Annotated in this window: 9 protein-coding genes; 7 read left to right on the top strand and 2 right to left on the bottom strand. The window is 64.4% G+C overall.

Annotation, left to right across the window (positions count from 1 at the left end):
* Positions 1 to 136: 136 nt before the first annotated feature.
* Positions 137 to 1,084, top strand: coding sequence for a cation diffusion facilitator family transporter (locus EOA29_RS17515; protein WP_126092313.1), 948 nt, complete (start codon positions 137 to 139; stop codon positions 1,082 to 1,084).
* 108 nt (positions 1,085 to 1,192) lie between these two features.
* Here EOA29_RS17515 and EOA29_RS17510 read toward each other — a convergent pair whose 3' ends face one another.
* Positions 1,193 to 2,275: a hypothetical protein gene (locus EOA29_RS17510; protein WP_126092312.1), complete on the bottom strand. Its 1,083-nt coding sequence runs from the start codon at positions 2,273 to 2,275 to the stop codon at positions 1,193 to 1,195.
* 161 nt (positions 2,276 to 2,436) lie between these two features.
* On the opposite strand from EOA29_RS17510, the gene EOA29_RS17505 reads away from it, so the two are divergent.
* The 5 genes from EOA29_RS17505 (at position 2,437) to EOA29_RS17485 (ending at position 6,095) form a co-directional block, all read left to right on the top strand.
* The gene (locus tag EOA29_RS17505; protein WP_126092311.1) at positions 2,437 to 2,871 is read left to right on the top strand and encodes a DsrE family protein; all 435 of its coding nucleotides are present in this window, start codon (positions 2,437 to 2,439) and stop codon (positions 2,869 to 2,871) included.
* Between the two features lie 99 nt (positions 2,872 to 2,970).
* The gene (locus EOA29_RS17500; protein ID WP_189478915.1) at positions 2,971 to 3,747 is read left to right on the top strand and encodes an SDR family oxidoreductase; all 777 of its coding nucleotides are present in this window, start codon (positions 2,971 to 2,973) and stop codon (positions 3,745 to 3,747) included.
* Between the two features lie 51 nt (positions 3,748 to 3,798).
* The gene (locus EOA29_RS17495; RefSeq protein ID WP_126092310.1) at positions 3,799 to 4,110 is read left to right on the top strand and encodes a putative quinol monooxygenase; all 312 of its coding nucleotides are present in this window, start codon (positions 3,799 to 3,801) and stop codon (positions 4,108 to 4,110) included.
* Positions 4,111 to 4,186: 76 nt separating this feature from the next.
* On the top strand, positions 4,187 to 5,290 hold the full coding sequence (locus EOA29_RS17490; protein ID WP_126092309.1) for an AbrB family transcriptional regulator: 1,104 nt from the start codon (positions 4,187 to 4,189) through the stop codon (positions 5,288 to 5,290).
* Between the two features lie 52 nt (positions 5,291 to 5,342).
* Positions 5,343 to 6,095 (top strand): SDR family NAD(P)-dependent oxidoreductase, encoded by a 753-nt coding sequence (locus EOA29_RS17485; RefSeq protein WP_126095790.1) that lies wholly within the window; start codon positions 5,343 to 5,345, stop codon positions 6,093 to 6,095.
* Between the two features lie 29 nt (positions 6,096 to 6,124).
* Here EOA29_RS17485 and EOA29_RS17480 read toward each other — a convergent pair whose 3' ends face one another.
* Entirely contained in the window at positions 6,125 to 7,012 is an 888-nt protein-coding gene (locus tag EOA29_RS17480; RefSeq protein ID WP_126092308.1) for a LysR family transcriptional regulator, read from the bottom strand.
* Positions 7,013 to 7,159: 147 nt separating this feature from the next.
* Here EOA29_RS17480 and EOA29_RS17475 point away from each other — a divergent pair.
* On the top strand, positions 7,160 to 8,262 hold a 1,103-nt coding region (locus EOA29_RS17475), incomplete at its 3' end, for an MFS transporter (protein WP_127221203.1).

Raw genomic sequence — 8,262 nt, 5'->3', positions numbered from 1 at the left:
GCAAGGAGCCGATCGCCGCCGTGCAGTTCCATCCGGAATCGATCATGACGCTCGGTCACAATGCCGGCATGCGCATCATCGAGAACATCGTCGCGCATCTGCCCCGCAAGGCCAAGGAGAAGGCCGCGTAGGGACGATGACGGAAGCGCGGGACATGACAGCGGCCGCGGCGAAAGCCGCGACCAGGCAGAAGGTCGAAAGGCTGGCCTTCTGGTCGATCGTCGTCGCCGGTGTCGTGCTCGCCCTCAAGGTCGCCGCCTGGTACATCACCGGCTCGGTCGCGCTCTATTCGGACGCGGCCGAATCGATCGTCAATGTCATCGCTTCGGCCGCCGCTTTCTGGGCGATCCAGGTCAGCTACAAGCCCGCCGATCAGGACCATCCCTTCGGCCATCACAAGGCCGAGTATTTCTCCGCCGTTCTCGAGGGCGTGCTGATTATCGTCGCAGCCCTCCTGATCCTCAACGAGGTGTGGCTATCCTGGCAGCATCCGGCTCCGCTAGAGCAGCCCTGGACAGGCCTTGCCGTCAACGGCGTGGCGACCGTCATCAACGCGATCTGGGCCTGGACCCTGATCAGCTCCGGCCGGAACGCGAAGTCGCCGGCTCTGGTCGCCGACGGCCAGCACATCATGACCGATGTGGTGACATCCGTCGGCGTGTTCGGCGGCCTTGTCAGCGCGGTCCTGACCGGCTGGCAGATCCTCGACCCGGCGCTTGCCGTCATTGTCGCGCTCAACATCCTGTGGCAGGGCTGGCATGTCATCGGCTCGTCGATGAACGGGCTGATGGACCGCGCCGTCGACAGCCATGAGCACATACAAATCCGCGACGTCATCTCGGCCAATTCGAAGGGCGCAATCGAGGTGCATGACCTGAAGACGCGCATTGCCGGGCGCGCCACCTTCATCGAGTTTCACCTGGTCGTCGACGCGGACATGACGGTCGGCGCCAGCCATGTCATCTGCGACCGCATCGAGGACGCGCTGAAGGCCGAGATCCCCTCCGTGCGCGTCACCATCCATGTCGAGCCGGACGACGAGGCCAAGCTGCCGAGGGGCACGACGGCGGTGCCTTTCGCGTAAGGCAATTCGTATCGCAGCCTTGGAAGTTTCGGCGAAGCCTCCCGGGATTCTATGGTCTGCGCCGCGTCGCTTCGCTCCTTGCTCCGCTATAGAATGACGAAGCGAAAGTTATGGCGTGCAGGCCGATTGGGGCATCGGGTTCAGCCTATAGACCTTGTCGTCGGATTTCGTCTTGCCACTCGCGGCCTTCGAGCAGAGGTCGACGATGGCGAGCGCGCTGTTGGGGTTGGCCAGCATCATCGTGCCGCCGGCGCCGCGCTTGAGGAAAATCTCCTTCTGCGAGATGTCGCAGGCAAAATCGCTCATCTTCGAACTTGCTGAGCAGCGCCACTGGTCGGCCTCGCCCTGGCAGGTATAGGTCTGGGTAACCTTGGCTCCCTTCTGCCTGGTCGTCACCGACACCGCGATATCGGCGCCGTCGGGCCAGTTGGCGGTATCGCCGCCGGCGGCGAAGGAAGCGAGCTCGATCGGACCGCGGAAGACGCGGATCGACTGCGTCACCTGGTCGGGATGCGACTTCAGATGCGCGTCGTCATAGTCGCGGCCGTAGCAGAAGGGTTGGTCTGGCTTCAGCCGTTCGCGCAGTGGCGCGCCCAGCGCCGGATCGATCGGATCGATGCGCGCGAACTCCGCCTTGCAGTTGGCGGCCGGCATCGGATCGAGGCGGAAATTGTCGTCTTCGCTGCCCAGCGCCTGCTTGTTGTATTCCGCCTTGCCGAGATCCTCCTCCGCGCCCGCGTCGAGATACACGTCGGGCTGCAGATCGGTGAGGATCAGCCGCCCCTTCTCGTCGACCTTGAGCGAGGCGAGCGTGCGATCGCAATCCATGCCGCAACGGATGCCGCTCGCCTTGTCGTCCGGATCCTCCTTGTTGCACCAGCCGCCGGTCCATTCCGGCGCCTTGGCACCGCGCACCGTGGTGGTGAGGAAGCCATTATAGGAGCTGTCGGCGTCAGTGGCGGGTTCCTCGTTCGGCCGGCTGACGGGGTCATGGCCATAGTAGAAGAAGATGCGCGCGACCTTCTGGTGCGGATGCGCCTTGAGATGGGCGGCATCATAGACGCGGCCGAAGCAGGCGTCGGCGCCGTTGGGGCTCAATTCGGTGAGTTTGAGAGCGTCCTCGGCAAGCGCGGCGCCAGAAATGAACAGTGCCGCGCCGAGCGCCGCGCCCCCAACCATCCTTGACGTCATGCCACCCTCCTCGCACCGACAGGACTGTGATTTATGCTAGTCTAGGAGCAGTTCCAGGAAAAGTGTGCGGCGGTTTTCCGCCCGCAATTGCGTAAGAACAAAAGGCAGTGACGCCCCGGACCACGCAAAATTGCGAGAGCCGGCGAATCGAGGAGGATACGATGCTGCGCCGTGACATTTTCCGCGCCGGCCTGGCCGGAGCGGCCGGCCTTTTCGGCCTGCGCCAGGCAAGTGCCGCCTTGAACGAGGAAAGGCTGAAGGTCGCCTATCATCTCAGCGATGCCGACAAGGTCAATTTCGTCCTCGGCAATATCAAGAACCACTATGAGGGCACCGGCGGCAACGTCGACATCGTCCTGGTCGTGCACGGCCCGGCGCTTGCCGCCTTCAAGGCGAAGAGTGCTTCCGGCGCGACATCCAGCCGGTTTGCCGGCCTCGTCCAGCAGGGGCTCGTTCCACAGGCCTGCGGCAACACATTGCGCGGCATGGACATTGCCGTCACCGATCTGATCGACGGCTTCCAGGTCGCCGAGAAGGGCGGGGTCGTCAACCTCGCGGAACTGCAGCGCCAGGGCTATGTCTATCTCCGGCCCTGATTTCGCGCCCCTGATTTCGCCTCTTGACTTGAATGCCCGGCCGGCAAGCGTCTACCAATTGCCAGTAGAAATCCCGGAGGTCGCGACGTGCCAGCCAACATGACGATGCCACTTGTCATTCCCGACCTTGCCGGCAAAGTGGTGCTGGTCACCGGCGCGTCGACCGGGATCGGCGGAGCGCTTGCCCACGCCTATGCCCGGCAGAAATGCCGCGTCGCCCTGCATTACAATTCAAGCCGGGAAGCCGCCGAAAGGCTCGCCGGGTCCATCCGCGACGACGGCGGCGACGTTCTTTTGACCCAGGGCGACTTTTCGATCCCCGCCGACGTCGAGCGCGTCGTTGAGGAAAGCGCAAAACATTTCGGCCGACTCGAAGGTCTGGTCAACAACGCCGGCGGCATGCTCGGCCGCGTCGCCTATGCCGACCAGACCGAAGCGCACTACGACGCGGTGATGAACCTCAATGCGCGATCGGTGCTGACCGCCTCGCGCAAGGCGATCCCGTGGCTGAAGCGCCAGGGCGGCTTCATCATCAACACCACCTCGATCGCCGCCCGCAACGGCGCCGGCGGCGGCGCCGGCCTCTACGGCTCGTCCAAGGCCTTCGTCTCCAACGTGACGCGTGGCATGGCCAAGGAGTTGATCGGTTTCGGCATCCGCGTCAACGCCGTGGCGCCCGGCACCATCCTGACGCCGTTTCACGAGCGCTATTCGAGCGCCGAGCAGATGAAGGCCATGGTTGCGACCATCCCGCAGGGCCGCGCCGGAACGGCCAATGATTGCGTCGGCGCCTATCTGTTCCTGTCTTCCGATCTCTTGAGCGGCTACATCATCGGCCAGGTGATCGAGGTCAATGGTGGCCAGTTGATGCCGTGAGCCGTCGACTGCATACTCGGGCAGCATACAACCTGCAGGGAGAGGAAAGGCATGTTCGGACTGATCGGCAAGATGCGGGCGGCACGCGGCCAGCGCGACGCGGTCATGGACGTGCTGCGTGAAAGCACCGCCGCGCTGCCCGGTTGCCTGAGCTACATCATCGCCACCGATCCGGTAGATGCCGACGCGATCTGGGTCACCGAAGTGTGGACGGACCAGGCAAGCCACAAGGCTTCCCTGCAACTGCCGGAAGTCCAGGCGGCGATCGCCAAGGCGCGCCCTTTCATCGCCGGTTTCGAATTCCAGGTCGAGACCCATCCGGTCGGCGGCTTCGGCCTTCCAGCCTCCGAGAAGAACGGTTGAGAGCGAGTCCGGAGAAATAGAACTTTCAGCGGGAAAATGGGTTCGCATTTGCCCGTGCCCGGTCTAAGAGCCGGATATGGACTCCTCGCCGGAACAATCGCCCCCGGATCAACCGTCCGTTGAACGCATGGCCCGATTGCGCTGGCCGCAGCAATGGCTGGCGCTGGTGGTATTCTCGCTGCTGTTTGCCGGTGCGCTGGAACTCGCGGCCCTGCCGGCGGCGCTGCTGATCGGCCCGATGCTTGCCGCGATCCTGGCCGGCACCAACGGCGCCACCGTACGCGTGCCCCGCGTGCTGTTCGGCTCCGCCCAGGCCGTGGTTGGCTGCCTGGTGGCGAATTCGATCTCCGCCGACATCTTTCCGGTCTTCTACGCTGAATGGGCGCTCTTCTTCGGGACAGTGGTGGCGACGCTCACTGCCTCCAGCCTGCTCGGCTGGCTGATCAGCCGCTGGCGCATCCTGCCCGGCACCACGGCCGTCTGGGGCTCCTCGCCAGGGGCCGCCACCGCCATGGTTCTGATGGCCGGCGCCTTCGGCGCCGATCAGCGCCTCGTCGCCTTCATGCAATATCTGCGCGTCATCTTTGTCTCGATGACGGCGGCGCTGGTTGCCAAGATGTGGGTCGACACCTCAGGCGTCGAAGTGCCGCCCATCGTGTGGTTTCCGCCGATCAACCCGATGGCCTTCGCCGCCACCATCGGCATCGCGATCGTCGGCGGCCTGCTGGGAAGGCTGCTGCGGTTGCCCTCGCCCTTCTTTCTCGGCACCTTCATCTTCGGCGCCGTGGTTCATCTCGGCTTCGGCGTGCCGATGCAATTGCCGCCCTGGCTGCTGGCGCTCAGCTACGCAATGGTCAGCTGGTCGATCGGTTTGAACTTCACCCGACCGATCCTGCGCCACGCCGCACGCGCCCTGCCGCAGATCATCGCCTCGATCGTGGCGCTGATCGCATTCTGTGGCGGGCTGGCCTTCGTCATCAGCCGCCTGCTCGGTATCGACCCGCTGACCGCTTATCTGGCGACCAGCCCCGGCGGCATGGACAGTGTGGCCATTATCGCCGCCGCCGCGCAGAACGTCGATATCTCCTTCGTCATGGCGCTGCAGTCGGCCCGCTTCCTGGTCGTTCTGCTCATTGGGCCAAGCGTCGCCAAGCTTGTGGCGCGAAACGTCAGGGACTGATCCGCGCTACCAAACGCATGGGGAAATAAAGGAAATGCCCATGAACCGCCGTTTGAATGCCGTCGACCTCTCTGGCCGCGTCGCCGTCGTGACGGGCGGCGCGCAAGGCATCGGCCTTGCCGTGGCCCGCCGCCTGCTGTCGTCGGGCGCAAGCGTCGCCATCTGGGACATCGACCAGGCCGCGATGACGAGCGCCTTGGCCGAGCTTGAGCCGCTTGGCCGCGTCGAAGCCTTCACTTGCGACCAGTCGCAAATCGAGGCCGTCGATCGTGCCGCCATCGAAACCGAGCGGGCGCTCGGTCCTGTCGATCTTCTCGTCAACAATGCCGGCATCGCCGGGCCGGCCGCGACCGTGGTGGACTATGATCCCGCCGCATGGCGCCAGATCGTCGACATCGACCTCAACGGCGTCTTCTACTGCTGCCGGCGCCTGGTGCCCGGCATGATCGCGCGCAATTACGGCCGCATCGTCAACATCGCTTCCGTCGCCGGCAAGGAAGGCAATCCCAACGCCGCCGCCTATTCGGCCGCCAAGGCCGGCGTGCTGGCGCTGACCAAGTCGCTCGGCAAGGAGCTCGCCAGCCATGACATCGCCGTCAACGCGCTGACCCCCTCGCCCGCCCGCACCCGTATTCTTGATCAGCTCACCGAAGCCCAGGTGACCTACATGCTCAGCAAGGTGCCGCGCGGCCGTTTCGTCGAAGTGGAGGAGGCGGCGGCCATGGTCGCCTTCATGCTCTCGGACGAGAATTCCTTCACCACCGGTGCCACTTTCGATCTTTCCGGCGGGCGCGCGACCTACTGACCATCGTCGCAGCTTTCGCCGGGCGCAACTTATCGTCCGGCTGCAAGCCGCTCGGGGAGGAAATCGACGAAGACGCGAACCTTCGGCGAGAGGTGGCGATTGGACGGCCATAGCATGCGGAACTGGCCGCGGCCGTCGACATGGTCGTCAAGCACGGTGCGCAGCTTTCCGTCATGCAGCGCCTCCCGCACCAGGAAATCGGGCATGCAGGCGATGCCCAAGCCGGCAATCGTTGCGCCCTTCAATGCTTCCATGTTGTTGCAGGTCAGCATCGAGCGAATCTGCGGTGCCGCGCTTCCGGTAATGAACGGCCAGTTGAGCAACCTGCCGCTGTTGAGAAAGCGGAAGTGTATGCCGAAATGCTGCGCGAGATCCGCTGGCGTGCCGGGCGTGCCATGGCGGTCAAGGTAGGAAGCGGCCGCGCATAAGATCATGCGAAAGGGCGCAACCGGCCTCGACACCAATCGTGAATCGGGCAGCTCGCCGCTTCGGATCGCGACATCGATACCCTCTTCGATGACGTCGACGATGCGATCGTTGAAATCGATATCGAGCTCGATCTCAGGGTATCGTGCCGTGAATTCCGAAAGCACCGGCAAAAGCAGATGATAGGTGACGATCGGGGTCGAAACGCGTAGCCGCCCATGTGGCGTTTCGCGCGTCCGCGACAGCATCGCCTCGGCATCGTCGATATCGTCGAGGATGCGGCGCACACGTTCGTTGAACAGCTTGCCCTCCTCGGTCAGACCTATGCGCCGTGTGCTGCGTTGCAGCAGACGCACCCCGAGCTCCTGCTCGAGTCGGGCGACGCTCTTGCCGACAGCGGATGCCGAGATTCCCAGCGCCCGCCCGGCGGCGACAAAACTGCCGTGCTCGGCGGTGCGGGCGAAAGCGAGAAGGCCGTTGAGACGATCCATCGCAGGAATCCATTCGAGCGCTTCATTCCGGTATGACCGGAGATTTAATACTATTTTGCCGGAAATGTCGCCGCCCTATCTTGTCTTTGCGATCGGCGCCGCCAATCCGCGGCATGCCGGCAAACCTCGCCTCAGATAGGAAAATCCATGACTTCGATGACCATAACCGGCCCCGCCGGCAGATGGCTTGTGCTGCTGTCGGTCTGTCTTGCCGCCATGACGATGCCGTTGAGTTTCACCGGTCCGGCCGTGGCGCTCTCGCGCATTGCCGCCGATCTCGGCGGCAGTCCGATCGAGCTCAATTGGGTGACGAATGCCTTCATGCTGACCTTCGGCGCCAGCCTGATGGCGGCCGGAGCACTGGCCGACAACCATGGCCGCAGGCGGATCTTCCTCGCTGGCCTCGCCACCTATGTCCTTGCCGCACTGGGCTCCACGCTTGCGCCTGACATCGTCTGGTTCGACATTTTCAGGGCCTTGCAAGGCATAGGCGGTGCTGCCGCCTTCGCCGGTGGCGCTTCTGCGCTTGCCCAGGAATTCGACGGCCAATTGCGGCTGCGCGCCTTCAGCTTCCTCGGTACCAGCTTCGGCATCGGCCTCGCCTTCGGCCCTGTTGCCTCAGGCTTGCTCATCGACGCGTTCGGCTGGCGCGCGATCTTTTTTCTGGTGGCAGCGCTTGCGGTTGCCGCCGCGACCCTCGGCCTGCGCGCCGTCACCGAATCGCGCGACCCGGATGCAACCGGGCTAGACTGGGCGGGAGCCGGCACCTTCACCATCGCGCTTGCCGCGCTGACCTATGGCGTGCTGCAGGCGCCGCAGAACGGCTGGACCGATCCCCTCGTCATTGCGCTGCTTGGTATGGCCGCCGTCTGCCTTGTCGCTTTCGTCATTGTCGAGCGGCGCGTGCGCCGGCCGATGCTGGACCTGACGCTGTTTCGCTTCCCGCGTTTCGTCGGCGTCCAGTTCCTGGCAGCCGCACCTGCCTATGCCTTTGTCGTTCTGCTCGTGCTCTTGCCGATCCGCTTCATCGGCATCGAGGGGATGAGCGAGATCAAGGCGGGGCAGTTGATGATCTGCCTCTCTGGGCCGCTGCTGGTATTGCCGTTGCTTGCCGGCCAGGTGGCACGCTGGATCGCTCCAGCCACGATCTGCGGTGTTGGCCTGCTTGTAGCGGCAGCCGGCCTTGTCTGGCTCGGGCGTGCTCCTGCGGCGGACAGCGCGCTGGTCGCCCCGTTGGTCCTGATCGGCAT

Source organism: Mesorhizobium sp. M1E.F.Ca.ET.063.01.1.1 (assembly GCF_003998155.1).
Lineage (GTDB): Bacteria > Pseudomonadota > Alphaproteobacteria > Rhizobiales > Rhizobiaceae > Mesorhizobium.
Note: the sequence above shows the minus strand (reverse complement) of the source record. Positions and strands in the feature narration are given on the sequence as shown.

Coding starts and splice junctions, on each gene's coding strand:
- EOA29_RS17515 (WP_126092313.1), top strand. CDS start 137: ATGACGGAAGCGCGGGACATGACAGCGGCCGCGGCGAAAGCCGCGACC.
- EOA29_RS17510 (WP_126092312.1), bottom strand. CDS start 2,275: ATGACGTCAAGGATGGTTGGGGGCGCGGCGCTCGGCGCGGCACTGTTC.
- EOA29_RS17505 (WP_126092311.1), top strand. CDS start 2,437: ATGCTGCGCCGTGACATTTTCCGCGCCGGCCTGGCCGGAGCGGCCGGC.
- EOA29_RS17500 (WP_189478915.1), top strand. CDS start 2,971: ATGACGATGCCACTTGTCATTCCCGACCTTGCCGGCAAAGTGGTGCTG.
- EOA29_RS17495 (WP_126092310.1), top strand. CDS start 3,799: ATGTTCGGACTGATCGGCAAGATGCGGGCGGCACGCGGCCAGCGCGAC.
- EOA29_RS17490 (WP_126092309.1), top strand. CDS start 4,187: ATGGACTCCTCGCCGGAACAATCGCCCCCGGATCAACCGTCCGTTGAA.
- EOA29_RS17480 (WP_126092308.1), bottom strand. CDS start 7,012: ATGGATCGTCTCAACGGCCTTCTCGCTTTCGCCCGCACCGCCGAGCAC.